The sequence below is a fragment of the Streptomyces sp. NPDC005799 genome (genome assembly GCF_040630525.1).
GTDB lineage: Bacteria > Actinomycetota > Actinomycetes > Streptomycetales > Streptomycetaceae > Streptomyces > Streptomyces griseorubiginosus_B.
The window spans coordinates 76,469-102,041 of sequence record NZ_JBEXXQ010000022.1; the positions used below are offsets into that span (position 1 = coordinate 76,469).

Here is a 25,573-nt window from a genome sequence, read left to right on the forward strand (position 1 = left end):
CGGCAGTCTGCCCGTGGCGGGGTGAGGGCGATCAGCCCCGGGTCCGACTCCTCACCGGGAGCTGGGGGCCGAGTGGCCCCGCGGGCGGATCGCGCGTGTAGCGCCGGGGCGGGGCGTTGCCCGGGTTCGGCGGTGAGGGGTGGCTCAACGCGGCGTGTTTGCTCCCTGACGGTGGTGTGGGTCCGCGTCGGACACTGGGCCCGGAGGAGTGACCGGGGGTGGGTCGCTGGCTGGTGGGGGAGCCTCGTGGGGGAGGTTTCTGGGTCATGGGCTGATCAGTGGGACCGTCGTCTTCGGGCTGATGGTCCTCGTGTTCGGCCTGGTGCCGGTCGGCGACGGCACGGCCGCGCTGCTGATGTATCTGGCCCTGGTGGTGCCACCGGCGCTGACCGCCCGCCGGTTCTCCCGGAAGGGCGGCGCAGGCGGAGAGGTCCGGTCACGCCGCACGCGAAGCCCGCCGGGGCGCGGGCGCCCCGGCGCACCCGACCCACGGCCACCGAGGCGGCAGAGCTCGCCGTCACGTCGTACGGCGAAATGCCGCGCCTGCACCCCTACCGCCCCGGCCCCTCGGCCGACCCCGACGACTACCGCACCGACCTGGAGGCCTACGACCCGGCGCGGACCAACACCCCGCGCCGGGTGCCGGAGCTTCTCGACCGCGGCCGGGAGGCGCTCGAGCGGCTGGACGCCGCCCGCCTCGCCGGCACCGACATCGCCTGGATCCACGGCGCCGGCGACACCAGGGTGCGCGTGCCCGCGCCGGACGACGGCCCCGTTCTGCTCGTCTTCGAGTCCACCGACCGGCACGGCGGCTTCTCGGTGCCCGAGGGCGGCGGCCTGAACCCCTGTCCGCAGGCTGTTCCGGGTCGCCCACGGGGACTGGCGCCCGGTGTCCGGCCGGGTCCGTGTCCTGCTGCCGCGCAGCGCGGCACGGAGCGGCTGCTGGACGTCTGGGCATTGGGGTCCGTGGCGGCCGCGCTGCGCCCGCCCGGCGAGGCCCGGCGACTGGAGACGGGTCTGCCGCCCACGGGACAGGGCATCGAGACGGTCCTGAAGGACGACGGATGCCGGGTTGCCGAGCACTACGACACGGGAGCGTTCACGCTGCACGAGGTGACCCGCACCCACCGCACCGGCCGCCTCCTCGCGAACGGCCACGACCCGGCCCGCCTGTCCGTGGCGGTGCCGGAATCCCGCCGCGTCCCGCGCGTCGAGTCCACCGGCCGCTGGACCCTGCGCACGCCGAAGGGCGGCCACCCCTCCACGAGGTGACCGCCCTTCAACTCAAGCTGCTCGCTTACTGGTTGTACGGACCGTAGTCGTAGTCCTCCAGCGGAACGGCCTGGCCGGAGCCCGTGCCGAACGGCGAGTAGTCGATGTCGTCGTAGCCGACGGCCGAGTACATCGCGGCCTTGGCCTCCTCGGTCGGCTCGACCCGGATGTTGCGGTAGCGGGACAGACCCGTACCGGCCGGGATGAGCTTACCGATGATGACGTTCTCCTTGAGGCCGATGAGCGAGTCGGACTTGGCGTTGATCGCCGCGTCCGTGAGGACTCGCGTCGTCTCCTGGAAGGACGCCGCCGACAGCCAGGACTCCGTGGCCAGCGAGGCCTTGGTGATACCCATGAGCTGCGGACGACCGGAGGCCGGGTGACCGCCCTCCTGGACCACACGACGGTTCTCGTGCTCGAACTTCGAGCGCTCGACCAGCTCACCGGGCAGCAGCTCGGCGTCGCCGGACTCGATGATCGTCACGCGGCGCAGCATCTGCCGGATGATGATCTCGATGTGCTTGTCGTGGATCGACACACCCTGCGAGTTGTAGACCTTCTGGACCTCGCCGACCAGGTGGACCTGGACGGCACGCTGGCCCAGGATGCGCAGCACGTCGTGCGGGTTGGTGGCACCCACGGTGAGCTTCTGGCCCACCTCGACGTGCTCGCCCTCGCTGACCAGGAGCCGGGCACGCTTCGAGATCGGGTACGCCGTCTCGTCGCTGCCGTCGTCCGGGGTGATGACGATCTTCTTGGTCTTCTCCGTCTCCTCGATGCGAACGCGGCCGCTCGCCTCGGAGATGGGAGCCACACCCTTCGGGGTACGGGCCTCGAAGAGCTCGACGACACGCGGCAGACCCTGGGTGATGTCGTCACCGGCCACACCACCGGTGTGGAAGGTACGCATCGTCAGCTGGGTACCGGGCTCACCGATGGACTGGGCGGCGATGATGCCGACCGCCTCACCGATGTCGACCAGCTTGCCGGTGGCCAGCGAACGGCCGTAGCACATCGCGCAGGTGCCGACGGCGGACTCGCAGGTCAGGACCGAGCGGGTCTTGACCTCGGAGACACCGTGCTTGACCAGCTCGTCGATGAGGACATCGCCCAGGTCGGTATTGGCCGGGGCCAGCACCTTGCCGTTGACGGTGATGTCCTCGGCCAGCGCACGTGCGTACACGCTGGTCTCGACGTTGTCCGCCTTGCGCAGCACGCCGTCCGCGCCGACCTCCGCGATGTGCAGCTTGAGGCCGCGCTCGGTGCCGCAGTCCTCCTCGCGGATGATGACGTCCTGGGAGACGTCGACCAGACGACGGGTCAGGTAACCCGAGTCGGCCGTACGCAGAGCGGTGTCCGCCAGACCCTTACGGGCACCGTGCGTGGAGATGAAGTACTCCAGCACGGACAGACCCTCACGGAAGGACGCCTTGATCGGACGCGGGATCGTCTCGTTCTTCGCGTTCGACACCAGACCACGCATACCGGCGATCTGACGCATCTGCATCATGTTGCCTCGTGCACCCGAGTTCACCATCATGAAGATCGGGTTGGTCTTCGGGAAGTTGTCGTTCATCGCCTCGGCGACCTCGTTGGTCGCCTTGGTCCAGATCGCGATGAGCTCCTGCGTGCGCTCGTCCTTGGTGATCAGACCGCGCTCGTACTGCTTCTGGACCTTCTCGTCCTGCGCCTCGTAGCCCTTGACGATCTCCTTCTTCGCCTCGGGAACGACGACGTCGGAGATGGCCACGGTGACACCGGAACGGGTCGCCCAGTAGAAGCCGGCCGCCTTCAGGTTGTCGAGCGTCGCCGCCACGATGACCTTGGGGTAGCGCTCGGCGAGGTCGTTGACGATCTCGGAGAGCTGCTTCTTGCCGACCTCGTAGTCGACGAACGGGTAGTCCTCGGGCAGCAGCTCGTTGAAGAGCGCGCGGCCCAGTGTGGTGTTCAGCCGGAAGCTGTCACCCTGCTGCCACTCCGGGTCGCCCTCCTCCCGCGCCGGCGGGGTCCAGCCGCGCGGCGGGATGGTGCCCACCGGGAAGCGGATGTCCACGCGCGACTGGAGCGAGAGCTCGCCCGCGTCGAACGCCATGATCGCCTCGGCCGCGGAGCCGAAGGAACGGCCCTCGCCCTTGACGCCCCGCATCTCGCCGTCGGTGGTGAGGAAGAACAGACCGAGGACCATGTCCTGGGTCGGCATCGTCACCGGACGGCCGTCGGCGGGCTTGAGGATGTTGTTCGAGGACAGCATCAGGATGCGGGCCTCGGCCTGCGCCTCCGCGGACAGCGGCAGGTGCACGGCCATCTGGTCACCGTCGAAGTCCGCGTTGAACGCGGTGCAGACGAGCGGGTGGATCTGGATGGCCTTGCCCTCGACCAGCTGCGGCTCGAAGGCCTGGATGCCGAGGCGGTGCAGGGTGGGGGCACGGTTGAGCAGCACCGGGTGCTCGGCGATGACCTCTTCGAGGACGTCGTACACGACGGTGCGGCCGCGCTCCACCATGCGCTTGGCGGACTTGATGTTCTGCGCGTGGTTCAGGTCGACCAGGCGCTTCATCACGAACGGCTTGAACAGCTCCAGCGCCATCGCCTTCGGCAGACCGCACTGGTGCAGCTTCAGCTGCGGACCGACGACGATCACGGAACGCGCGGAGTAGTCCACACGCTTGCCGAGCAGGTTCTGACGGAAACGGCCCTGCTTGCCCTTCAGCATGTCGCTGAGGGACTTCAGCGGGCGGTTGCCGGGGCCGGTCACCGGACGGCCGCGACGACCGTTGTCGAAGAGGGCGTCAACGGCCTCCTGAAGCATGCGCTTCTCGTTGTTGACGATGATCTCGGGCGCGCCGAGGTCCAGCAGCCTCTTCAGACGGTTGTTGCGGTTGATCACACGGCGGTACAGGTCGTTCAGGTCGGAGGTCGCGAAGCGGCCACCGTCCAGCTGCACCATCGGGCGGAGGTCCGGCGGGATGACCGGGACGCAGTCGAGGACCATGCCCTTGGGGCTGTTGGAGGTCTGCAGGAAGGCAGACACGACCTTCAGCCGCTTCAGGGCGCGGGTCTTCTTCTGGCCCTTGCCGGTGCGGATGATCTCACGGAGGCGCTCGGCCTCCTCGTCGAGGTCGAAGGACTCCAGGCGCTTCTGCAGCGCCGCGGCACCCATCGAACCGTCGAAGTACGTGCCGAAGCGGTCGCGCAGCTCGCGGTAGAGCAGCTCGTCGCCCTCGAGGTCCTGGACCTTGAGGTTCTTGAACCGGGTCCACACCTCGTCGAGACGGTCGATCTCGCGCTGCGCACGGTCGCGCAGCTGCTTCATCTCACGCTCGGCACCCTCGCGCACCTTGCGGCGCACGTCGGCCTTGGCGCCCTCGGCCTCGAGCTCGGCCAGGTCGGACTCGAGCTTCTTGGCGCGGGCCTCCAGGTCGGCGTCCCGGCGGTTCTCGATCTGCTGCCGCTCGACCGAGACGTGCGCCTCCAGGGAGGGCAGATCGCGGGTACGGCGCTCCTCGTCGACGTACGTGATCATGTACGCGGCGAAGTAGATGACCTTCTCGAGGTCCTTGGGCGCCAGGTCCAGCAGGTAGCCGAGGCGCGAGGGGACACCCTTGAAGTACCAGATGTGCGTGACGGGGGCGGCCAGCTCGATGTGGCCCATCCGCTCACGACGCACCTTGGCGCGAGTGACCTCGACGCCGCAGCGCTCACAGATGATGCCCTTGAAGCGGACGCGCTTGTACTTGCCGCAGTAGCACTCCCAGTCCCGGGTCGGACCGAAGATCTTCTCGCAGAAGAGTCCGTCCTTTTCGGGCTTGAGGGTGCGGTAGTTGATGGTCTCGGGCTTCTTGACCTCGCCGTGGCTCCACTGACGGATGTCGTCAGCGGTGGCCAGGCCGATCCGGAGCTCGTCGAAGAAGTTGACGTCGAGCACTATGCGTCAATCCCTCTCAGGGTTGTAAGTCTTGGGGTCTGAAACGGGGGTCCCGGAGCCGGCCGGAGGTTCCTCACCAGGTCCTCCGGCCGGACTCCCGTCAGACCTCTTCGACGCTGCTCGGCTCGCGCCGGGACAGGTCGATGCCGAGCTCCTCCGCAGCGCGGAAGACGTCCTCGTCGGTGTCACGCATCTCGATGGACATACCGTCGCTGGACAGCACCTCCACGTTCAGGCAGAGCGACTGCATCTCCTTGATGAGCACCTTGAAGGACTCGGGGATGCCGGGCTCGGGGATGTTCTCGCCCTTGACGATGGCCTCGTAGACCTTCACGCGGCCGGTGACGTCGTCGGACTTGATGGTCAGCAGCTCCTGGAGGGCGTACGCGGCGCCGTAGGCCTCGAGGGCCCACACCTCCATCTCGCCGAACCGCTGGCCACCGAACTGCGCCTTACCACCCAGCGGCTGCTGGGTGATCATCGAGTACGGACCGGTCGAGCGGGCGTGCAGCTTGTCGTCGACCAGGTGGTGCAGCTTCAGGATGTACATGTAGCCGACCGAGATCGGGTCCGGGAACGGCTCACCGCTACGGCCGTCGAACAGCCGCGCCTTACCGGTCGGGAGCACCATGCGCTCGCCGTCCCGGTTGGGGATGGTGTGCTGCAGCAGACCCGCGAGCTCGTCCTCGCGCGCACCGTCGAAGACGGGGGTCGCGACGTTCGTGCCCGGGTCGACCTGGTCGGCGCCGATCACCTGGAGGCGCTGCGCCCACTCCTCCGCGAGGCCGGAGACGTCCCAGCCGCGGCTGGCGAGCCAGCCGAGGTGGATCTCCAGGACCTGTCCCGGGTTCATTCGGGACGGCACACCCAGCGGGTTGAGGATGATGTCGACCGGGGTGCCGTCCTCCAGGAACGGCATGTCCTCGATCGGCAGGATCTTGGAGATGACACCCTTGTTGCCGTGCCGGCCGGCGAGCTTGTCACCGTCGGTGATCTTGCGCTTCTGCGCGACGTAAACGCGCACCAGCTGGTTCACACCGGGGGGAAGCTCGTCGCCCTCCTCGCGGTCGAAGACGCGCACGCCGATGACCTTGCCGGTCTCGCCGTGCGGCACCTTCAGCGAGGTGTCACGGACCTCACGGGCCTTCTCACCGAAGATCGCGCGCAGCAGGCGCTCCTCCGGGGTCAGCTCGGTCTCACCCTTGGGGGTCACCTTGCCGACGAGGATGTCACCGGCGATGACCTCGGCGCCGATGCGGATGATGCCGCGCTCGTCGAGGTCGGCGAGGACCTCCTCGGAGACGTTCGGGATGTCCCGGGTGATCTCCTCGGGGCCGAGCTTGGTGTCACGGGCGTCGACCTCGTGCTCCTCGATGTGGATCGAGGAGAGGACGTCGTCCTGCACGAGGCGCTGCGACAGGATGATCGCGTCCTCGTAGTTGTGACCCTCCCACGGCATGAACGCGACCAGCAGGTTCTTGCCGAGCGCCATCTCGCCGTTCTCGGTGGCCGGACCGTCGGCCAGGACCTGGCCCTCGATGATCCGGTCGCCCTCGTTGACGATGACCTTCTGGTTGACCGAGGTGCCCTGGTTGGAGCGGGCGAACTTGGCCAGCCGGTAGGTGATGTACGTGCCGTCGTCGTTGGCGGTGGTGATGTAGTCCGCGGAGACCTCCTGGACCACACCGGCCTTCTCGGCCTTGACCACGTCGCCGGCGTCGACCGCGGAGCGGTACTCCATGCCGGTGCCGACGAGCGGGGCCTCGCTCTTGATCAGCGGCACGGCCTGACGCATCATGTTCGCGCCCATGAGGGCACGGTTGGCGTCGTCGTGCTCGAGGAACGGGATCATGGCGGTCGCGACCGACACCATCTGGCGCGGCGAGACGTCCATGTAGTGCACGTCGTCACCGGCGACGTAGTCGACCTCGCCGCCACGGCGGCGGACGAGCACCCGGGCCTCGGCGAACCGCATGTCGTCGTTGAGCGTGGCGTTGGCCTGCGCGATGACGAAGCGGTCCTCCTCGTCGGCGGTCAGGTAGTCCACCTCGTCGGTGACCTGGCCGTCGACGACCTTGCGGTACGGGGTCTCGACGAAACCGAACGCGTTGACCCGGCCGTAGGAGGCGAGCGAGCCGATCAGACCGATGTTCGGGCCTTCAGGGGTCTCGATCGGGCACATGCGGCCGTAGTGCGAGGGGTGCACGTCACGGACCTCGAAGCCGGCCCGCTCACGGGAGAGACCACCCGGACCAAGGGCCGACAGACGGCGCTTGTGGGTGAGACCCGACAGCGGGTTGTTCTGGTCCATGAACTGCGACAGCTGGCTGGTGCCGAAGAACTCCTTGATGGAGGCGACGACCGGCCGGATGTTGATCAGGGTCTGCGGCGTGATCGCCTCGACGTCCTGGGTCGTCATGCGCTCGCGCACGACGCGCTCCATACGGGCCAGACCCGTGCGGACCTGGTTCTGGATGAGCTCGCCGACGCTGCGCAGACGACGGTTGCCGAAGTGGTCGATGTCGTCGGTCTCGACGACGATCGTGTCGCCGTTGTCCCCGGCGGTCTCGGTCTCGCCGGCGTGCAGCTTCACCAGGTACTTGATCGTCGAGATGATGTCCTCGACGGTCAGGATGCCCGCGTCCAGCGGGGCGTCCGCACCCAGCTTCTTGTTGACCTTGTAGCGGCCGACCTTGGCGAGGTCGTAGCGCTTGGGGTTGAAGTACAGGTTCTCGAGCAGCGTCTGCGCGGCCTCACGCGTGGGGGGCTCGCCCGGACGCAGCTTGCGGTAGATGTCGAGCAGCGCGTCGTCCTGGCCCTGGGTGTGGTCCTTCTCCAGGGTGGCGCGCATCGACTCGTACTCGCCGAACTCCTCGAGGATCTGCTCGGTCGTCCAGCCGAGAGCCTTCAGGAGAACGGTGACGGACTGCTTGCGCTTGCGGTCGATACGGACACCGACCATGTCGCGCTTGTCGATCTCCATCTCCAGCCAGGCACCCCGGGAGGGGATGATCTTGGCCGAGAAGATGTCCTTGTCGGACGTCTTGTCGATGGTGGAGTCGAAGTAGACACCGGGCGAGCGGACCAGCTGCGACACCACGACACGCTCGGTGCCGTTGATGACGAAGGTGCCCTTGTTGGTCATGAGCGGGAAGTCACCCATGAAGACCGTCTGGGACTTGATCTCGCCGGTCTCGTTGTTGGTGAACTCGGCCGTGACGAAGAGCGGGGCCGCGTACGTGAAGTCGCGCTCCTTGCACTCGTCGATGCTGTTCTTCGGCGGCTCGAAACGGTGGTCGCGGAACGTCAGCGACATCGACCCGGAGAAGTCCTCGATCGGGGAGATCTCCTCGAAGATCTCCTCCAGACCGGACTTGGTGGGGACGTCCTGACCGGACTCCAGAGCCTCCTCGACCCGACTCTGCCAAGCGGTGTTGCCGAGCAGCCAGTCAAAGCTCTCGGTCTGCAGCGCGAGCAGGTTGGGAACCTCGAGAGGCTCCTTGATCTTTGCAAAAGAGATGCGCAGCGGGGCGGTGCTGGCGCCGTTGTTCGTATTCGCGGTCGAGGCAGTGCGCGAGGCGGCCAAGAGGGGGTCCTTCCGAGGGCTCGGACTCACTACGCGCTCCCCGGCCCCTTGCCACCGCATCACGACAGGCCCTTCCAGATCTGGCAAAAGGCCAGGTCAGGGATGATCCGGTCGACAATGCTGAGGCGAGGGCAGACCCCTGGTGACGGGCAGGGGACAGCTAACAGGCAGCGCAAAGGGTCAGTGTAGCCACTTGGCGCACTGATGTCCAGCCCCGCTTTTCTGAGACCCTCGTTGTCCTCAACGCCCTCGGCATGCCTGCCCTCAACGCACGTTGATACTGCCCTCTTCGTCGCCGATCCATGCCTCGGATTCGGACCGTTCTGGCGACGCGTCCTGAGAATTGCGCGCTGCGTGCGGTTCGTCAAGGCCCCCTTGCCCGAACCGGAGTTCCGGGAGACACGACGAAGATCACCATACCCCTCGCATGCGAGCCTGCAAGGTGACCGTGGCCGCGCCCCCAGGAACGCCGAAGAGCGACCACCCGGATGGATGATCGCTCTTCGGTGCTTGAGCGTTACAGCCCTCTGTTACGACGGCTGCGGCGCACGTGAGTCCTGGCGGACCCGAGAGGTCTTACTTGACCTCGACGGAGGCACCGGCGCCCTTGAGGGACTCGGCGGCCTTGTCGGCGGCTTCCTTGTTGACCTTCTCCAGAACCGGCTTCGGCGCACCGTCGACCAGGTCCTTGGCCTCCTTCAGGCCGAGGGAGGTCAGCTCACGCACGACCTTGATGACCTGGATCTTCTTGTCGCCGGCGCCGGTGAGGATGACGTCGAACTCGTCCTTCTCCTCAGCCTGCTCGACCGGGGCGGCCGGACCGGCGGGGCCGGCGACGACGGCCGCGGCGGCGGCGGTGACGTCGAACTTCTCCTCGAACGCCTTCACGAACTCGGAGAGCTGGATGAGGGTCATGCCCTCGAACTCGGCGAGCAGTTCGTCCTGGGTGAGAGCCACGATGGCTTTCCTTCCACTAATTTCGGCTGGTGCCGGATGTACATGTAAGGCGGGCGTACGTTCGGCCCGCTACGACCACTGCCTGCGGCGGGCTGCCTCAGGCGGCGGTCATGATGCGAGCCGAGTTACTCGGCACCGCCCTGCTCGTCCTGCTTGGCGCGAAGGGCGTCCACGGTGCGGACGAGCTTCGTCGGAAGCGCCTGGAAGAGCTGTGCAGCCTGCGTCTGCTTGCCCTTCAGTGCGCCCGCCAGCTTGGCGAGCAGAACCTCGCGGGACTCGAGGTCCGCAAGCTTCTTGATCTCGTCGGCGGACAGAGCCTTGCCGTCAAGGACACCGCCCTTGATGACGAGGTTCGGGTTGTCCTTGGCGAAGTCACGAAGACCCTTCGCCGACTCCACCGGGTCACCGGTGACGAAGGCGACCGCCGTCGGACCGTTGAACAGGTCGTCGAGCGTCGTGATCCCGGCCTCGTTGGCCGCAATCTTGGTCAGCGTGTTCTTCACCACGGCGTACTGGGCGTTCTCACCGAGCGAGCGGCGCAGCGTCTTGAGCTGCGCCACGGTGAGACCCCGGTACTCGGTCAGCACGGCGGCGCTCGAGCTGCGGAACTGCTCCGTCAGCTCGGCTACCGCGGCAGCCTTGTCGGGCCTTGCCATAGAGCGTCGGCCTCCTTCCGGGTGATGACGACCGCTCGGAAGGGGCTGGGGAAAACGAAACGCCCCGGCGCAGGCGCACGGGGCGTAGCTCGACCGGGCGACCCCATGGTCAGGGGCGTTCCGGGAGCACTTCCACAGTCACCTGCGCGGGTCGTCCGCGGTTCAGCGGATCCTTCGGCCACCGGGCCCTCTTCCGAGCGCACGGCAACGACCAGCGGTCTTTGGCTTCTGTAGGAGAGTACGGGACCGGATCGCCGTGAGGCAAATCCGGTCGTACGGCTCAGCCCTGGGCGTCCTTCATCATCTCGGCGAGGTCGGCGACGTCCTTGGCCGGCGGGGCGGTGACGGCGACCGGCTTGTTGTAGTCGACGAAGGTGATGGTCATGTCGAGCGGGCCCTTGTCGGCCTGGCCCTTCATCCGGAACTGCTTGGTGCGGTCCTGGCCGTCGACCCACATGTCCATCGTCATCGTGTCGACGCCGAGCTTCTCGTACTGCTGAAGGCTCTTCTCGCGCTGCTCGCGGACGTCCTTGCTCTCCTTCTTCAGGGAGGCCTTGAGCTCGTCGAGGGTCAGGGTGCCCCGGTAGTGGGTCGTCTCCACACCGTCGACGGTCTCGGTGCCCACCTTCTTCAGGTCCTTGGCGCCGGTGAGGAAGCCGGACTCGGCCGCCGGGTTCTGCTCGGCCTGGCCGGCTCCCGGCGCGCCCGCGCCGAGCTGCTTGTCGCCGAGGGCGGACAGATCGAACTTCAGCCAGGTCTTGCCGTCCATCTCCTTGGCCATCGCGGGATTGCCGCCGATGTACATGGCCTTGTCGACGAGCCGGATCTCCGCGGCGCCCTCGGCGCCCTGGGAGGGCACGTTCATCTTCATGCTCATCGCGACGGTGGGCTTGAGCCGCATGGAGGCCTCGGCCGTCATCTTCCCCTGCTCGGGGTAGGTGCCCTTCATGCGGTAGTGCAGGGACGTGATGTTCTGCGTCTTCTTCGCGGCCCTGGCCACGGCCGCGACAGGCGACATCTCCGGCGACTTGTCGCCCTTCCCGCAGGCGACCGCTCCCCCGGCGAGCACCAGGGCGGCGAGCCCGGCCCCCGTCGCCCGGCGGCGCACAGAACCACGTACAGCAGACCTCATTGATTCCCCCCAAAGGAACACACGGAACACACGGAACACATGGTCGATACACAGGTGCGCTGTGAGCCTATCCCCAAGGGAGTGCAAAGTGCTCCCGAATATCATCACGCTTCAGGAGCGAGCCCCTGTTTCTTCAGCAACTGCCTGAAGTCCTCGGTGTCCCCCGCCGGCGGCCGGGCCGCGAAGACCCGCACGCCGTAGTCGCTGTAGTACGCGGTCTGGGTGTAGGCGCCGCTCGCCGTCCGGCCCCGCTCGACCTTCTTGACCAGCAGGTCCCGGTCGTTGACCCAGATGTCGACGCTCTCGCTGTCGACGCCGGCGTCGGTGAGCTGCTTCCTGAGGTCCCCGGCGGCGAGGTCGGCGACCCGCACGGTGCCGGCGTAGTGCGTGGTGTGCTCGCCGTGCACCTTCTCCTCGCCGACCTCGCGCACATCGCCGGAGGCCAGCAGGAGCTTCACGGACTGGTTGGGCGTGGTGGAGCGCATCTGGTTCTTCAGCTCGGCACCGGATCCACCGCCGAGGCCGGCGAGATCGTCGTAGCCGTACCGGATCCAGTGCCTGCCGCCGGCCTGCCGGGCGAACTTCTCGCCCATGCGCGCGTAGTAGGCGTCCGGCAGATAGCGGGCCTCCATGGAGGTCGTGCCGAGACGTCGCATGAGGTCGGCGGTCGTGCCGCTGGTGTAGGTGATGGTGACCGTGCCGGTCGTGCCGTCGCTCCAGGCCAGGACGCCGTCCGCCGTCATGGACAGCTCGGAGCCCAGGGTCGTGGTGGAGCGGACCCGGGCCGACTCGGCCCGGTCGGTGGAGCGTTCGGCGCCGCGCAAGGCGGTGGTGACGGCGGCGGGGACCGAGGCCTTCCGGGACGGCTCGTCCTGCCCGGAGGGCCCGGAGGAGGTGCACGCGGCCGTCGCGGAGAGCGCGAGCACCGCCGCGGCCGTCAGGGCCGCGTGGCGCACGGTCGTGCTCTTCATACGTCCCACCCCTGTGCGATCGCCCTGCTCGCACGCTAACCCAGGGCACGCGCGCGTGTACCGCAAAAGGGGACGGGCCCCGCACCTGGGCAGGTGCGGGGCCCGTCGTCCGACTGGGGTGAGCCTCAGGCTCAGACCGCGGCCGGGTCCTCCTCGACGAGGAGGTTGCGGGTGCGGTTCGGGTCGACCGGGATGCCGGGGCCCATGGTGGTGGAGACCGCGGCCTTCTTGATGTAGCGACCCTTGGCGGCGGACGGCTTCAGACGGAGGATCTCCTCCAGCGCGGCGCCGTAGTTCTCCACCAGCTTGTCGTCGTCGAAGGACGTCTTGCCGATGATGAAGTGCAGGTTCGAGTGCTTGTCGACGCGGAACTCGATCTTGCCGCCCTTGATGTCATTGACGGCCTTCGTCACGTCCGGGGTCACGGTGCCGGTCTTGGGGTTCGGCATGAGACCACGGGGACCGAGCACACGGCCGAGGCGGCCGACCTTGCCCATGAGGTCCGGGGTGGCGACGACGGCGTCGAAGTCCAGGCGGCCCTTCGAGACCTCGTCGATCAGCTCGTCGGCGCCGACGATGTCGGCGCCCGCGGCACGCGCGGCCTCGGCACGGTCACCGGTCGCGAAGACCAGGACCCGGGCGGTCTTACCGGTGCCGTGCGGGAGGTTCACGGTGCCACGGACCATCTGGTCGGCCTTGCGCGGGTCGACACCCAGACGGAAGGCGACCTCGACGGTGCCGTCGAACTTGGTCGTGGAGGTCTCCTTGGCGAGACGGACGGCCTCGAGCGGGGCGTAGAGCTTCTCCCGGTCGACCTTGGCGTCCGCAGCGCGGAGAGACTTGCTGCGCTTGCTCACTACTGCTCCTGTGTGTTCTTGAGGAGTCGTGGTGCGGGCCGAGCAGGCCCTGCCACTTCTGCTGCTGGGGGGTGGGGCTCAGCCCTCGACCGTGATGCCCATGGAACGGGCGGTGCCGGCGATGATCTTCGACGCGGCGTCCAGGTCGTTGGCGTTGAGGTCGGGGAGCTTGGTCTGGGCGATCTCGCGGACCTGCGCCTCGGTGATCTTGGCGACCTTGGTCTTGTGCGGCTCGCCGGAGCCCTTCTCGACACCCGCGGCCTTGAGGATCATCTTCGCGGCCGGCGGCGTCTTGGTCACGAAGGTGAAGGAACGGTCCTCGTAGACCGTGATCTCCACCGGGATGACCCAGCCACGCTGCGACTCGGTCGCGGCGTTGTACGCCTTGCAGAACTCCATGATGTTGACACCGTGCTGACCGAGCGCGGGGCCGACCGGCGGGGCGGGGTTCGCCGCACCGGCGTTGATCTGGAGCTTGATGAGCCCCGTGACCTTCTTCTTCTTGGGAGGCATTACTCTCCGGGTCCTTTCGGTTCGGGTCCTGCCTGCCTACGGGGAGCACCCGAACGCAGGCATACCGCACAACGATAACGGGTATAGATGCGCGGCCAAAAACCGAGCAGGTCAGGCGCTCGTGCGAGCGATCGCCTGACCTGGTCGGAAGCTCTGTGCGGCGGAGGCTAGTTCTTCTGGATCTGGTCGAAGGACAGCTCGACCGGCGTCTCGCGGCCGAAGATCTCGACGAGACCCTTGACCTTCTTCGAGTCCGGATTGATCTCGTTGATGGTCGCCTGCAGCGTGGCGAACGGGCCGTCGGTGACGGTGACCGAGTCGCCCACCTCGAAGTCCAGCACCTGGACCTCGACCTTGCGCTGCGGAGCCGGCTTGCCCTCGGCCTCTGCGGCCTCGCGGGCGGCCTTCTCCTCGGCCTCCGGGGCGAGCATCTTGACGATCTCGTCCAGGGTCAGCGGGTACGGGTCGTAGGCGTTGCCGACGAAGCCGGTGACACCGGGGGTGTTGCGGACGACGCCCCAGGACTCGTTCGTCAGGTCCATGCGGACCAGGACGTAACCCGGCAGCTTGTTCTGCTTGATCGTCTTGCGGTCGCCGTTCTTGATCTGGACGACCTCTTCCTGCGGCACCTCGGCCTGGAAGATGTAGTCCTCGACGTTCAGCGAGACGGCGCGCTGCTCCAGGTTGGTCTTCACGCGGTTCTCGTAGCCGGCGTAGGTGTGGATGACGTACCACTCGCCGGGCAGCGTGCGCAGCTCCTCGCGGAGGGCCTCGACGGGGTCGACCGGCTCGGCCTCCTCCTCGACGGCGGCTTCCTCGACGTCCTCGTCGGCCTCGGAGTCCTCGTCCTCGTCCACGACGTGGACGGCGGCCTCCTCGGCGGCCTCCCCCAGCTCTGCCTCGGCAGCCTCGAACTCGTCCTGCTCGTCCGCGCCCTCGACGATGTCGAGCTCGTCGTCGACAGACTCGTCGGGCTCGATGGCGTCGTTCAGGTTCTGCTCAGACACGGTGGCTGCTTCTTCCTGGATACATAGGGGTGGAACACGCGAAAGGGGCGCCGGTAACCACGGCGCCCTTCGCAGTCGGCTCAGCCGAAGACGTACTTGGCGGCGTGGCTGAGTCCATAGTCAATCACGGTCACCAGGGCGATCATGATGGCGACGAAGAAGATCACCACGGTGGTGTACGACGTCAGCTGGTTACGCGTCGGCCAGACGACCTTGCGGAGCTCGGCGACGACCTGCCGGTAGAAAAGGGCAAGCCTCTTGAGCGGACCCTTCTTGGCCCGCTTGCCACCCTTACGGGCCTTCTTCGTCTCCTGTGCCTCGTCCTGGGCATCAGGCGTGTCGATGGAGCCCACGGCGTCCGCCATTCGTCCTCACCTGTTCCCGGGTCGTGGCCGTGCCGCGCCCGGTCTGAGCCGCACGGCGGTGCGTTGCTGTACGTACATGCGCACACCTGGTGAAGGTGTGTGTAGCAGGGCCGGAGGGACTTGAACCCCCAACCGCCGGTTTTGGAGACCGGTGCTCTACCAATTGAGCTACGACCCTTTGTGTGTCCCCCAACGTACCGCATCCGACCGAGTGCTCGGTGTGCACCGCTTGCGGCGCGGCAGCTGATGGCCAACGAGGTGAGAGTGTACGTGGTCCGGAGCGCCCCGTCGAACAGAAAGTGCCCGTGGGGGCGTTGACGCCGGAAGATCGCCGCTGAACCCCCGGAAGATCACCCAGGCCACCGCATGATTCCGGACGGGTGTTCAGTGACCGACCCCTGGATGTTCAGTCTGTGAAACCCGCGTGCCCGCCATGTTTCGAGTCTGGAACGATGGGCCCATGAGCGCTGCAACCCCTCCCACCGAGCGCCGGGTCTCCGCCCGAGTCGGCGCGATCTCCGAGTCCGCCACCCTCGCCGTGGACGCCAAGGCCAAGGCCCTCAAGGCCGCCGGGCGTCCGGTGATCGGCTTCGGCGCCGGTGAGCCCGACTTCCCGACCCCGGACTACATCGTCGAGGCGGCCGTCCAGGCCTGCAAGAACCCCAAGTACCACCGGTACACACCGGCCGGCGGTCTGCCCGAGCTGAAGGCCGCGATCGCCGCGAAGACGCTGCGCGACTCCGGCTGGGAGCCCGACGTCTCGCAGATCCTGGTCACCAACGGCGGCAAGCAGGCCATCTACGAGGCCTTCGCCGCGATCCTCGACCCGGGCGACGAGGTCATCGTCCCCGCGCCGTACTGGACGACGTACCCCGAGTCGATCCGGCTGGCCGGCGGTGTCCCGGTGGAGGTCGTCGCCGACGAGACGACCGGCTACCGGGTCTCCGTCGAGCAGCTGGAGGCGGCCCGCACGGAGAAGACCAAGGTCGTCCTCTTCGTCTCCCCCTCCAACCCGACTGGCGCGGTGTACACCGAGGCCGAGACCGAGGCGATCGGCCGCTGGGCCGTCGAGCACGGTCTGTGGGTGCTGACCGACGAGATCTACGAGCACCTGGTCTACGGCGGCGCGACCGCCGTCTCCCTGCCCGCGCTGCTGCCCGAGCTGCGCGACAAGTGCGTCGTGGTCAACGGTGTGGCGAAGACCTACGCCATGACCGGCTGGCGCGTGGGCTGGGTCATCGGCCCGAAGGACGTGGTCAAGGCCGCGACCAACCTGCAGTCGCACGCCACGTCGAACGTGTCGAACGTCGCACAGGTCGCCGCCCTCGCCGCCGTCTCCGGCGACCTGGAGGCCGTGGCCACGATGCGCGAGGCCTTCGACCGGCGCCGCAAGACGATCGTGCGGATGCTCAACGAGATCGACGGCGTGCTGTGCCCCGAGCCGGAGGGCGCCTTCTACGCCTACCCCTCGGTGAAGGCGCTGCTCGGCAAGGAGATCCGCGGCAAGCGGCCGCAGGACACGGTCGAGCTGGCCGCGCTGATCCTGGAGGAGGCCGAGGTCGCGGTCGTCCCGGGTGAGGCGTTCGGCACGCCCGGGTATCTGCGGCTGTCGTACGCCCTGGGTGACGAGGATCTCGTCGAGGGCGTCAGCCGGATCCAGAAGCTGCTGGCGGAGGCACAGGACTGACGCGTCGCCGCTGCGCACGGGCCCCCTCGGCTTGAGGGGGCCCGTTGCTTTGTGCGAGCAAGACCACGTTCGGGGATTCCGCTACCAGTACGGCGACGACGTACGGCAGGATCCTGGGATGGAGCGTGTACGTGATCTCTCTGAGCTGCCCAAGGCCCATCTGCATCTGCACTTCACCGGGTCGATGCGGCCGGGGACCGTCCTGGAACTGGCCGACAAGTACGGCGTGCGACTGCCCGAGACGCTGAGCGAGGCACTGACCAGCGGGGAGCCGCCGAAGCTGCGGGCCACGGACGAGCGGGGCTGGTTCCGTTTCCAGCGCCTGTACGACGCCGCGCGGTCGTGTCTCAGAGAGCCCGAGGACATCCGGCGGCTGGTCCGGGAGGCCGCTGAGGAGGACGTCCGGGACGGGGCCGGGTGGCTGGAGATCCAGGTCGATCCGACGTCGTACGCGCCGCGGCTGGGCGGGCTGATCCCGGCGCTCGAGATCATCCTGGACGCGGTGGAGACGACCTCGCGGGAGACGGGCCTGGGCATGCGCGTGCTCGTCGCCGCCAACCGGATGAAGCATCCGCTGGACGCGCGCACGCTGGCCCGGCTCGCGGTGCGGTACGCCGATCGGGGCGTCGTCGGGTTCGGGCTGTCGAACGACGAACGGCGGGGCATGGCCCGGGACTTCGACCGTGCCTTCCACATCGCGCGGGAGGGCGGTCTGCTGTCGGCTCCGCACGGGGGCGAGCTGACCGGGCCCGCGTCGGTGCGGGACTGTCTCGACGACCTGCACGCCGACCGGATCGGGCACGGGGTGCGGGCGGCGGAGGATCCGCGGCTGCTGAAGCGGCTCGCCGAGCGGGGGGTCACATGCGAGGTGTGCCCTGCCTCGAACGTGGCGCTGGGGGTGTACGAGAAGCCCGAGGACGTGCCGCTGCGGACGTTCTTCGAGGCCGGTGTGCCGATGGCGCTGGGCGCGGACGACCCGCTGCTGTTCGGTTCCCGGCTGGCCGCGCAGTACGAGATCGCGCGGCGCCATCACGGCTTCACGGACGAGGAGTTGGCGGAACTGGCCCGGCAGTCGGTACGGGCTTCGGCGGCGCCGGAGCCCGTGCGGGCGCGGTTGCTGACGGGGGTGGACGACTGGCTCAGCGGCCCGGGCGCTTGAAGTGGGCGTACGGCGGATAGGGCTTGAAGCAGATCAGGACGTCCTGGGGATGGCCGCCGCCGGGTGACTGGACCAGTGCCGGCAGATCCGCCATCAGCGCCGAACGTCCTTCGACCACGTTCTTGTGGAGCGGGCCCCGGCCCGCCGCGTGGGCGAAGGAGGTGGCGCTCTGGGCGAAGACGTCACGGCTGCCGAAGAGGAAGAACGTGTCGGCGTGCGTGGCGTGCCGCAACTCCTCGCGGAAGTCCGCCCGTTCCCGGCGTCCGCGCCACCGTGCGGCGTCCCGGTCCGTACGCGCCTCGTCCGTGCGGGCGGTCAGCGGGGTGCCGTGGCGCAGCCTCCGGCGCAGTTCGGGCCACCGACCGGGGCGCAGGCCGAGGGTGTGGTGGGCGAGGACGAGGTCGACCGGCCGGCCCCAGCCCTCGTCGGGCGGGACCCCCTCGCGCAGGGGCACGTGGACGATCGTGTGGCGGGAGCAGGCGGCGAAGGAGAACAGGCCTGCGAGCCGATGGAGGCCGTCGTGGTCACCCAGCAGCAGACCGATCGGCTCCGGTGGGCTCAGAAAGGTGTGCCGCAGAGGCAGCCAGGGCTGGACGATCCGGTGCTCGTACGGGCCGGTCCTCGGCCGGAACTCGCGCAACCTCAGTCGCATGCGGCGATTCCGCTCAGCACCGTGCGGGCCATGCGCCGGGCGAAGTCGTCCACGGGGGGCGGCTGCCCGTCGCTCGTGGCGGCATAGGCGAAGGCGCGCTGTGCGCAGGCGCCCAGGAGAAGGGATGCGGCCGCGAAGGTGTCCGCGTCGGGGTGGACGCGGCCGGCCGCCTGTTCGGTGCGGAGGTAGGCGTCGAGGCCCTCGATGGGCTTGTGCGCGCCGGATCCCATCTGCCGCATCGCGTCGTCGTGACGCTTCTTGAGCTGGGTCTCGGCGTAGAGGGAGGCCGCGATCGGGAAGCTCTGCTCGTAGAACAGGGCCGCCTGCCGGGCGATCTCGGTGAGGTTCTCCTCGAGGGTGTGCCTGCCGGGCTCGGCGGTAAGGGTGCGCAGGAGCGGGCCCAGTCCGGGGAGCCGTTCACGCAGGACCTCGATGAACAGTTCCTCCTTGCTGCTGAAGTGCTTGTAGAGCGCGGCCTCGGAACAGTCGGCCGCCCTGGCGATCTCCTTGGTGGTGGCGCGGGCCAGCCCGACGGTGAGCATGAGCTCGTGAGCGGCGTCGAGGATGCGGGCGCGGGCCGGTTTCTGCTGCATGGCGCCCAAGGATCGCATGCCTTGCCCAACGGTTCTTGACGAGTGGGTGAGTACTTACTCACTCTAGGAGACAACGGGGTGAGTGAGTACTCACCCACCGCTGGAGAAGTAGGAGTGGATCAATGAACCTCACCGTTTTCGGCGCCACTGGGGGAATCGGGCAGGAGGTCGTCCGGCAGGCGCTCGCCGCGGGCCACCGGGTCACGGCCGTGGTGCGGGACCCGGCCCGGCTCGAGGTGACCGGTACCGGCCTGGAGGTCTTCCGCGCCGACCTCACCGACCCGGAGGCGGTGCGCCCCGCGGTCGCCGGCCGGGACGCGGTCCTCTCCGGTCTGGGTGCCCGCAGCCGCAGGGACGCCGGGGTCGCGGCCCGGCTGACCCGTACGGTCCTGCGGGCCATGGAGGTCGAGGGCGTGCGCCGGGTGGTCGTTGTCAGCGCGGCCCCGGTGGGGCCCGAGCCGGAGGGCGACGGCCTCCTCGACCGCGGCATGCGCGGGATCGTCTCGGCGCTGCTCAAGGACGTCTACGCCGACCTGCGCGAGATGGAGGACGAGTTGGCTCGCAGCGGCACGGACTGGACGTCCGTACGGCCACCGCGGCTGCAGGACAAGCCCCTCACCGGCTCGTACCGGGTCGTCGTCGGCGGCTTCCCGCGCCGGGGGCGGTTCATCGCGCGGGCGGACGTCGCTCACGCGATGCTGGGCATGATCGATGATCCGGGGACGGTGAAGGAGGGAGTCGGGGTGGCGTACTAAGCGCTCCGCTGGAAGTGCCGCGCTGTGTCGTCGGTCGTCCGCGGCGCCGTCGTGGCCGGTCGCGCAGTTCCCCGCGCCCCTTCAGGGGTGTTATCGAACCGCTGCGGACTTCACCATGTCCGCTTAGTCCCTGGCCGGGCGGGGCGGTCTACAAGCTGACGTTCACTGTCACGGGCTCGTTGACCAGCGTGATGCCGAAGGTCTCGCGAACGCCGGTGACGACCTCGCGGGCGAGGGACAGCAGGTCCTCGGTGGTGGCGCCGCCGCGGTTGGTGAGGGCGAGGGTGTGCTTGGTGGAGATGCGGGCCGGGCCGGTGCCGTAGCCCTTGGTGAAGCCCGCCTTGTCGATCAGCCAGGCCGCGGAGGTCTTGGTGTGGCCATCTCCCGCCGGGTAGGCGGGCGGTTCGGTGCCCTCGCCCAAGTGGGCCCGCACGCGCGCGTGGAACTCGGCGAACTGGTCGTCGGTGAGGATCGGGTTGGTGAAGAAGGAGCCGGCCGACCAGGTGTCGTGGTCCTCGGGGTCCAGGACCATGCCCTTGCCTGCGCGCAGCTTCAGTACGGTGTCGCGGGCCTCCGCCAGGGGGACACGGTCGCCGGGCTCCACGCCCAGGGCACGGGCGGTCTCGGCGTACTTGATCGGCGCCGAGAGGCCGTCGGCGTCTTCGAGCCGGAAGCGGACGCGCAGGACGACGTAGCGCTCGGGGTCGGCCTTGAAACGGCTGTGGCGGTAGGAGAAGGCGCAGTCCTCGTTGGCGAGGGTCACCGTTTCGGCGGTGCGGCGGTCGTAGGCGATGACCTCCGTGATGGTGGAGGAGACCTCCTGGCCGTAGGCGCCGACGTTCTGGATGGGGGTCGCGCCGGCGGAGCCCGGGATGCCGGCCAGGCACTCGACGCCGGCCAGGCCGGCGTCGACGGTGCGGGCGACGGCGTCGGTCCATACTTCGCCGGCGGCGAGTTCGAGGGTCGTGCCGTGCAGTTCGTAGCCGGTGGTGGCGATGCGGAGGGCGGTGCCGTCGAAGCCCTTGTCGGCGATGACGAGGTTGGAGCCGCCGCCGATCAGCAGGAGGGGTGTGCGGGCGGCGTCGGCCTCGCGGACCGCTGAGATCACTTCGGCGTCGGTGGTGGCGGTGATCAGGCGCTTGGCCGGGCCTCCGAGGCGGAAGGTGGTGAGCGGGGCGAGGGGGGCGTCGTGTCGTTCCTGCACGGGCCCAAGGGTACGGGGTGGGGGTGCGGGGTGGGGGTGCGGGCGATGCCTGCGGCGGCCCGCGCGGGTTCGGTGGGGGCTTGCGTCGCGCACTGCTCGCCGCGGAAGGTCGGTGCCGCGGCGGGGGGTGTCCGTCCTCGGTCGGGCGGTTCTGTTGCTACGGCAGCACTGTCCGCGGACGCCCGACGCTGCGGGCGGACACCCCCCGCCACGTCCCCTTCTCGCCGTTGCGGGGGTGCGGGCGCGATGCTTCGCAGGCAGGCAATGGCCCCGTCCTGGACAGACGGGGCCATTGCTTCTCTCGGGTCAAACGGTTTCCAACTCCGGGGCTGCTTCCGCCGACGGGGTCGGGGTCTTGGTGTGTGCCGTGGTCCTCCTCGGGATCAGCAGGGTCGCCACGGCGGCTGCGGCGACGACTGCCGAGCCGGTGACCAGGGCGGGCTGCAGGCCGTCGACGAAGGTCTGGGCGGTGGCGTAGCCGCCCTGCGACGAGAAGATCGAGGACATGATGGCGATGCCCAGCGCGCCGCCCACCTCGCGCAGCGCGTTGTTCGCGCCGGAGGCTATGCCCTGTTCCTTCGGGCGGACGCTGGACATGACCAGGTTGGAGGCGGGGGCGAAGAAGAGGCCCATGCCGATGCCGCTGACGATCAGGGCGGGCAGCTGCGTGGCGTAGGAGACGCCCGGCGTCACGACGGTCGCCATCCAGCCGAGGCCGAGGGCCTGGAGGAAGAGGCCCGTCGCCACTACGGGGCGGCCGCCGATGCGGTCCGAGAGGATGCCGGCGACGGGCGCCGCCAGCATCGGCATGCCGGTCCAGGGCAGCATCCGCAGTCCCGCCTCGGTGGGCGAGTAGCCGAGCACACCCTGCATGAACTGGCTGAGCAGGAAGATCGAGCCGAACATGCCGAGGAACATCAGGAGGCTCGCTGCGTTGATGCCGGAGAAGGCCCGGGAGCGGAACAGGCGCATCGGGAGCATCGGGTTCTTGGCGCGCAGGCTGTAGAGGACGAAGGCGGTCAGGAGCGCGGTGCCCGCGAAGAGGCCGGTGAGGACGAGGGAGCTGGTCCACCCGTCCGCCGGGCCGCGGACCAGGCCGTAGACGATGCCGAAGAGGCCGCCGCTGGCGAGGAGGGTGCCGGGGATGTCGAGGGGGGCACCGGTGCCGTACGACTCGTTCAGGCGGAGGCGGGCCAGGGGCAGAACCGCGATGCCCAGCGGGACGTTGAGCCAGAAGATCCAGTGCCAGGAGACGTGCTCGGTGAGGCTGCCGCCGATGAGGGGACCGGAGGCCACGGCGAGGCCGTTGACGGCACCCCAGATGCCGTAGGCCATGCCGCGCCTGGCGGCCGGGACGGCGGCGGTGAGCAGGGTGAGGGTGAGCGGCATCATGATCGCCGCACCGACGCCCTGGACGGCGCGGGCCGCGATCAGGGAGTCGATGCCGGTGGCCATGGCGGCCGCGGCGGAAGCGCCGGTGAAGACGGTGAGGCCGACGAGGAACATACGGCGCCTGCCGAAGCGGTCACCCAGGGCCGCGCCGAACATGAGGAGGACGGCGAAGGTGAGGGTGTAGGCGCTGACCGTCCACTCCAGGTCGCCCAGGGCTCCGCCGAGGTCCTTGCGGATCGAGGGGAGGGCGGTGGTGACTACCAGGTTGTCGAGGGCCGCCATGAATCCGGCGACGCTGGTGATGACGAGGGCCCAGACGGTTCCCCCGCGACGATGTGGTGCGGTCTGCTGCTCTGACATCGCTCCCCCAGAGGGTTTGTGGTTGGTCTCGCTGAACTGATTAGTTATTGATCACTAATTTTTGCGGGCAAGCGAAGGTGGCTTGGGTACCTTCCGCTTGGGCTACTTCTCCAGGCGACCCTTGAGCTGCGCCTCCGGATAGAGGCCCTCCCACACCCTGTGCTCGGGCGGGAAGCCCATGGCCACCAGGCAGTTGATGAGCATGCCGTACGCGAGGAACGTCGTCGTCTCGCTGACGTCCGCGCCCAGCGGCACGTGAACCGTGTCCCACAGGCGCATCCAGCCCGCCCGCACTTCCTCGCCGAGCTCGTGATCGCCGGCCTGCTCGGCGGCGGCCACGGTGACGTACATCTGCATCTGCATCAGCAGCCGCTCGGGCCGCTCGGCGATGACCTTCGTGTACGCGTTGGCCATGGCCCGGACGGCTTCCTCGCCCTCCAGCCCCTTGGCCGCCTCCTCGAACATGCGGATGGTGTCCTCCACGCACCGCTGGGCGGCGGCGAGGAAGATCGCCTTCTTGCCCGGGAAGAGCCGGAAGAGGTACGGCTGCGAGACACCCACCCGCCTGGCGATCGCCTCGGTCGAGGTGCCGTAGTAGCCCCCGCGGGCGAACTCGGCGGTCGCCGCGCGAATGACGCTCTCGCGTCGCTCTTCTGCGCTCATCCTGGCCATGAGAGAAAGTTAGTACTCAATCACTAACTTCGTCAAGGGTGGGGGTCGAGAGATGCGCGGACTTGTTCGGAAGGCTTTTTCGGGTAAGGGGCGTCCTCGGCGTCCTCCATGGAAGGGCGCCCCTTACTCACGGCACGCGCGTGTGCGGCGGGCGCGCGGCACGGGCGCATGAGGCACACGCGCATGAGCCACGCGCGTGTGCCTCATGCCAGGCGTACAACCGCCCGCGACATGCCCAGCACCTTCTGGCCGGCGCTCGTCGCGGTGAGGTCCACGCGGACCGTGTTGTCGTCGAGCTTGGCGGCCACCTTGGCGCTGACCTCGATCAGGGCGCCGTGGTCATCATTGGGGACGACGACGGGCTTGGTGAAGCGGACGCCGTACTCGACGACCGCGCCCGGGTCGCCGGTCCAGTCGGTGACCACCCGGATCGCCTCGGCCATCGTGAACATGCCGTGCGCGATGACGTCCGGCAGGCCCACCTCCTTGGCGAACTTCTCGTTCCAGTGGATGGGGTTGAAGTCACCGGAGGCGCCCGCGTACTGGACGAGCGCGGCGCGGGTCACGGGGAAGGACTGGGCCGGCAGTTCGGTGCCGACCTCGACGTCGTCGTATGCGATCTTCGCCGTCATCCTGCTCTCACGCCTCCTCTGCCGCACGCGCGACCAGCTTCGTCCAGGCGGTCACCACGTGCTCGCCCGCCTCGTCGTGGACCTCGCCCCGGATGTCGAGGATGTCGTTGCCCGCCAGGGACTTGATCGCCTCGATGGTGGAGGTGACGGTGAGCCGGTCACCGGCCCGCACCGGGCGGACGTAGGAGAACTTCTGGTCGCCGTGCACCACGCGGCTGTAGTCCAGGCCGAGTTGCGGGTCCTGGACGACCTGTCCGGCCGCCTTGAAGGTGATGGAGAACACGAAGGTCGGCGGGGCGATGACGTCGGGGTGACCGAGCGCCTTGGCCGTCTCCGGGTCCGTGTACGCGGGGTTGGTGTCCCCCACCGCCTCGGCGAACTCGCGGATCTTCTCCCGGCCCACCTCATAGGGGTCGGTGGGCGGGTAGCTCCGCCCCACGAAGGACTGGTCGAGCGCCATGGCTCGCTACCTCCTGCTGATGTCTGCCTGGTGTGTGCGGGGTGGCTGATGGCTGATGGCTGATGGCTGATGGTTGGCGGCCGGTGGTCTGTCGCCGGTGGCCTGCGACCAGTCGGAACCGGTCGGTAACCGAGGCTCAAACGACGCGAGGCCGCCCCCGACTATGGGGGCGGCCTCGCGAACGAGCCTGATTTATCGCGTCTCGCGGTGCGCGGTGTGCGCGTTGCAACGCGGGCAGTGCTTCTTCATCTCAAGACGGTCCGGGTTGTTGCGCCGGTTCTTCTTGGTGATGTAGTTCCGCTCCTTGCACTCCACGCAGGCCAGCGTGATCTTCGGGCGGACGTCGGTGGCAGCCACGTGAGTGCTCCTTGACGAACGGATAGGACGGGTTTAACGCATAGAAGAGTAGCCGATCGAAGGACCGACCCCGCAATCGGCTACTGTCAGTAGCGGTGACCGGACTTGAACCGGTGACACAGCGATTATGAGCCGCTTGCTCTACCGACTGAGCTACACCGCTGCGATGCGATCCGTTCCCGCCTCACGACGGGAACCTCACACACCAGAGCCCCAATACGGAATCGAACCGTAGACCTTCTCCTTACCATGGAGACGCTCTGCCGACTGAGCTATTGGGGCGAGCGATGAAGACATTACACGGTCCGCCGCCGTTCACCCAAATCCGTTTCGCGGCCCCCGTACCGGCCTGTCCGGTCGGTGGGGGCGGGGTGCGCCGCGGCCCGTCCGACCGCCCTCCCACCAGGCT

General features: G+C 68.5%; 22 protein-coding genes and 3 tRNA genes. 4 read left to right on the forward strand and 21 right to left on the reverse strand.

What is annotated here, in order from left to right; genetic code table 11:
• The first annotated feature begins 534 nt into the window (after positions 1–534).
• Complete coding sequence (locus ABZ453_RS22495; protein WP_359016936.1) at positions 535–1,272, forward strand: hypothetical protein; 738 nt, start codon at positions 535–537, stop codon at positions 1,270–1,272.
• A 25-nt stretch (positions 1,273–1,297) separates the two neighbouring features.
• Here the strand turns inward: ABZ453_RS22495 and ABZ453_RS22500 are convergent, their stop codons facing one another.
• From ABZ453_RS22500 to ABZ453_RS22550, 11 genes are all read right to left on the reverse strand, one after another.
• The gene (locus tag ABZ453_RS22500; protein ID WP_359016938.1) at positions 1,298–5,197 is read right to left on the reverse strand and encodes a DNA-directed RNA polymerase subunit beta'; all 3,900 of its coding nucleotides are present in this window, start codon (positions 5,195–5,197) and stop codon (positions 1,298–1,300) included.
• A gap of 100 nt (positions 5,198–5,297) precedes the next feature.
• A complete protein-coding gene (rpoB, locus tag ABZ453_RS22505; protein WP_359016940.1) occupies positions 5,298–8,783 on the reverse strand; it encodes a DNA-directed RNA polymerase subunit beta in 3,486 nt (1,161 codons plus the stop codon).
• Positions 8,784–9,359: 576 nt separating this feature from the next.
• Positions 9,360–9,743 carry a 50S ribosomal protein L7/L12 gene (gene rplL, locus ABZ453_RS22510; RefSeq protein WP_359017059.1) on the reverse strand — a complete coding sequence of 128 codons (384 nt, stop codon included), beginning with the start codon at positions 9,741–9,743 and terminating at the stop codon, positions 9,360–9,362.
• 122 nt (positions 9,744–9,865) lie between these two features.
• A complete protein-coding gene (gene rplJ / locus ABZ453_RS22515) occupies positions 9,866–10,396 on the reverse strand; it encodes a 50S ribosomal protein L10 (RefSeq protein WP_133043302.1) in 531 nt (176 codons plus the stop codon).
• 280 nt (positions 10,397–10,676) lie between these two features.
• Entirely contained in the window at positions 10,677–11,528 is an 852-nt protein-coding gene (locus ABZ453_RS22520; RefSeq protein ID WP_359016942.1) for a DUF1396 domain-containing protein, read from the reverse strand.
• 104 nt (positions 11,529–11,632) lie between these two features.
• Entirely contained in the window at positions 11,633–12,499 is an 867-nt protein-coding gene (locus ABZ453_RS22525) for a hypothetical protein (RefSeq protein WP_359016944.1), read from the reverse strand.
• Between the two features lie 131 nt (positions 12,500–12,630).
• On the reverse strand, positions 12,631–13,356 hold the full coding sequence (gene rplA / locus ABZ453_RS22530) for a 50S ribosomal protein L1 (protein WP_359016946.1): 726 nt from the start codon (positions 13,354–13,356) through the stop codon (positions 12,631–12,633).
• Positions 13,357–13,434: 78 nt separating this feature from the next.
• Positions 13,435–13,869 carry a 50S ribosomal protein L11 gene (gene rplK / locus ABZ453_RS22535; protein ID WP_037858373.1) on the reverse strand — a complete coding sequence of 145 codons (435 nt, stop codon included), beginning with the start codon at positions 13,867–13,869 and terminating at the stop codon, positions 13,435–13,437.
• Between the two features lie 167 nt (positions 13,870–14,036).
• Positions 14,037–14,876 (reverse strand): transcription termination/antitermination protein NusG, encoded by an 840-nt coding sequence (gene nusG / locus ABZ453_RS22540; RefSeq protein ID WP_359016949.1) that lies wholly within the window; start codon positions 14,874–14,876, stop codon positions 14,037–14,039.
• An 80-nt stretch (positions 14,877–14,956) separates the two neighbouring features.
• A complete protein-coding gene (gene secE, locus ABZ453_RS22545; protein WP_133043307.1) occupies positions 14,957–15,241 on the reverse strand; it encodes a preprotein translocase subunit SecE in 285 nt (94 codons plus the stop codon).
• A gap of 105 nt (positions 15,242–15,346) precedes the next feature.
• Positions 15,347–15,419 (reverse strand) — tRNA-Trp (locus ABZ453_RS22550).
• A 282-nt stretch (positions 15,420–15,701) separates the two neighbouring features.
• On the opposite strand from ABZ453_RS22550, the gene ABZ453_RS22555 reads away from it, so the two are divergent.
• Both ABZ453_RS22555 and ABZ453_RS22560 read left to right on the forward strand, forming a co-directional pair.
• Entirely contained in the window at positions 15,702–16,928 is a 1,227-nt protein-coding gene (locus tag ABZ453_RS22555) for a pyridoxal phosphate-dependent aminotransferase (RefSeq protein WP_359016950.1), read from the forward strand.
• Positions 16,929–17,046: 118 nt separating this feature from the next.
• Positions 17,047–18,087: an adenosine deaminase gene (locus tag ABZ453_RS22560; protein ID WP_359016952.1), complete on the forward strand. Its 1,041-nt coding sequence runs from the start codon at positions 17,047–17,049 to the stop codon at positions 18,085–18,087.
• On the opposite strand, the gene ABZ453_RS22565 is transcribed toward ABZ453_RS22560, so the two are convergent.
• Both ABZ453_RS22565 and ABZ453_RS22570 read right to left on the reverse strand, forming a co-directional pair.
• Positions 18,068–18,739 (reverse strand): hypothetical protein, encoded by a 672-nt coding sequence (locus ABZ453_RS22565; RefSeq protein ID WP_359016954.1) that lies wholly within the window; start codon positions 18,737–18,739, stop codon positions 18,068–18,070. The two genes, ABZ453_RS22560 and ABZ453_RS22565, sit on opposite strands and share 20 nt — an antisense overlap.
• On the reverse strand, positions 18,730–19,332 hold the full coding sequence (locus tag ABZ453_RS22570) for a helix-turn-helix domain-containing protein (RefSeq protein WP_359016957.1): 603 nt from the start codon (positions 19,330–19,332) through the stop codon (positions 18,730–18,732). The genes ABZ453_RS22565 and ABZ453_RS22570 overlap by 10 nt, the downstream gene beginning before the upstream one ends.
• Positions 19,333–19,454: 122 nt before the next feature.
• Here ABZ453_RS22570 and ABZ453_RS22575 point away from each other — a divergent pair, with 122 nt between their 5' ends.
• Positions 19,455–20,087 (forward strand): NAD(P)H-binding protein, encoded by a 633-nt coding sequence (locus tag ABZ453_RS22575; protein ID WP_359016959.1) that lies wholly within the window; start codon positions 19,455–19,457, stop codon positions 20,085–20,087.
• Between the two features lie 148 nt (positions 20,088–20,235).
• Here ABZ453_RS22575 and ABZ453_RS22580 read toward each other — a convergent pair whose 3' ends face one another.
• From ABZ453_RS22580 to ABZ453_RS22615, 8 genes are all read right to left on the reverse strand, one after another.
• A complete protein-coding gene (locus ABZ453_RS22580; protein ID WP_359016961.1) occupies positions 20,236–21,291 on the reverse strand; it encodes a UDP-N-acetylmuramate dehydrogenase in 1,056 nt (351 codons plus the stop codon).
• Between the two features lie 306 nt (positions 21,292–21,597).
• Positions 21,598–23,043, reverse strand: a complete 1,446-nt coding sequence (locus ABZ453_RS22585; RefSeq protein WP_359016963.1) for a DHA2 family efflux MFS transporter permease subunit — start codon at positions 23,041–23,043, stop codon at positions 21,598–21,600.
• Between the two features lie 102 nt (positions 23,044–23,145).
• The gene (locus tag ABZ453_RS22590) at positions 23,146–23,715 is read right to left on the reverse strand and encodes a TetR/AcrR family transcriptional regulator (RefSeq protein ID WP_359016965.1); all 570 of its coding nucleotides are present in this window, start codon (positions 23,713–23,715) and stop codon (positions 23,146–23,148) included.
• A gap of 203 nt (positions 23,716–23,918) precedes the next feature.
• Complete coding sequence (locus ABZ453_RS22595) at positions 23,919–24,347, reverse strand: MaoC family dehydratase (RefSeq protein ID WP_359016967.1); 429 nt, start codon at positions 24,345–24,347, stop codon at positions 23,919–23,921.
• A gap of 7 nt (positions 24,348–24,354) precedes the next feature.
• Positions 24,355–24,807, reverse strand: a complete 453-nt coding sequence (locus ABZ453_RS22600) for a MaoC family dehydratase N-terminal domain-containing protein (RefSeq protein WP_359016969.1) — start codon at positions 24,805–24,807, stop codon at positions 24,355–24,357.
• A gap of 192 nt (positions 24,808–24,999) precedes the next feature.
• Positions 25,000–25,164, reverse strand: a complete 165-nt coding sequence (gene rpmG / locus ABZ453_RS22605; RefSeq protein ID WP_003948671.1) for a 50S ribosomal protein L33 — start codon at positions 25,162–25,164, stop codon at positions 25,000–25,002.
• Between the two features lie 90 nt (positions 25,165–25,254).
• A tRNA-Met gene (locus tag ABZ453_RS22610) sits at positions 25,255–25,327 on the reverse strand.
• 46 nt (positions 25,328–25,373) lie between these two features.
• Positions 25,374–25,446: transfer RNA gene (locus tag ABZ453_RS22615), tRNA-Thr, on the reverse strand.
• Between the last annotated feature and the right edge of the window lie 127 nt (positions 25,447–25,573).